Origin of the sequence: Mycobacterium sp. E796 (assembly GCF_001672815.1) — a bacterium.
In the GTDB taxonomy this organism is placed as follows: domain Bacteria; phylum Actinomycetota; class Actinomycetes; order Mycobacteriales; family Mycobacteriaceae; genus Mycobacterium.
The window spans coordinates 1-1,319 of sequence record NZ_LZKK01000294.1 but is presented as its reverse complement, the minus strand read 5'-3'; the positions used below and the strand labels follow the sequence as shown (position 1 = coordinate 1,319).

2 protein-coding genes are annotated in these 1,319 nt (G+C 62.1%); one reads left to right on the top strand and one right to left on the bottom strand.

Features of this window, described 5'->3' with window-relative positions:
• The coding region (locus A5706_RS22305; RefSeq protein WP_068127030.1) for a class I SAM-dependent methyltransferase at positions 1 to 617 on the top strand (617 nt) is incomplete at its 5' end.
• 24 nt (positions 618 to 641) lie between these two features.
• Here the strand turns inward: A5706_RS22305 and A5706_RS22300 are convergent.
• Positions 642 to 1,319 (bottom strand): class I SAM-dependent methyltransferase (locus A5706_RS22300; protein WP_068135411.1); only part of this gene is annotated, 678 nt, incomplete at its 5' end.

The window sequence follows — 1,319 nt, the reverse complement described above, 5'->3', positions numbered from 1 at the left end:
CCGAGAAGTACGACGTCAACGTCGTCGGCCTGACGCTGTCGGAGAACCAGGCCGAGCACGTCCAGCAGATGTTCGACGGGCTGGACACGAACCGCTCAGCGCAGGTGCTGCTGGAGGGCTGGGAGAAGTTCGACGAGCCCGTCGACCGCATCGTCTCCATCGGCGCCTTCGAGCACTTCGGCCGCCAACGGTGGGGCCACTTCTTCAAGATGGCCTACCGGGTGCTGCCGGCCGACGGGGTCATGCTGCTGCACACCATCTCGCGTCCGACCTTCAAAGAGGCCAGGGCCCAGGGCACCCCGTTGACCCACGAGGTCGTTCACTTCACCCAGTTCATCCTGGCCGAGATCTTCCCCGGCGGATGGCTGCCGACGATCCCGTCGGTCGAAGAGCACGCCGGCGACGCCGGTTTCAAGGTGACCCGGATCCAGTCACTTCAGCTGCACTACGCCAGGACGCTGGAAATATGGGCCGCGGCGCTCGAGTCCAACAAGGACAAGGCCATCGCGATCCAGTCGGAGAAGGTCTACGACCGGTACATGAAGTACCTCACCGGCTGCGCCAAGTTGTTCCGCCAGGGCTACACGGACGTCAACCAGTTCACGTGTGAGAAGTGACCGGCGGCGCCGGCGCCCGGGACGTTACTTGGCCAGGGTGAACTGGCCGACGTTGCTGATGCCCTTGCGGAAGAAGTCCTCGCACCCCGTCAAATAGTGCATATAGCGCTCGTAGACTTCCTCGGACTGGATGGCGATCGCCTTTTCTTTGTTCGCCGCCAGGTTGGCCGCCCACATATTCAGCGTCCGTTCATAATGCTCGCGCAGCAATTGCACTTTTTCGACACTGAATCCGGCGGCATGCGCCAGCGGGAAAATATCTTCCTGCGCCGGCAACTGCCCGCCCGGGAAGATTTCCGTGTAGATAAATCGCGTGAACCGCACGTCGCTCATCGTCAAAGCGATGCCGCGCTCGTGCATCTGCTTCTGTGAATGCCCCAAAATTGTGTGCAGGAGCATCCTGCCGTCGCCGGGGAGGATGTCATAGGCGCGGTCGAAAAACGCGGGCCAACGCTCGGCCTTGAACGCTTCAAATGCTCCGATGCTGACGATCCGGTCGACCTTGTCGTCGAACTCTTCCCAGCCCTGCAACCGCACTTCGACGTTGCGCTCGGTCGGGACCCCCGCCAGCCTGGTTTTGCTGTATTCGAATTGATTGCGGCTGAGGGTAATTCCGATCACGTTCACGTCGAACTTCTCGATGGCGCGCCGCAGCGTGGCGCCCCAGCCGCAGCCGATGTCGAGCAGCGTCATCCCCGGCTC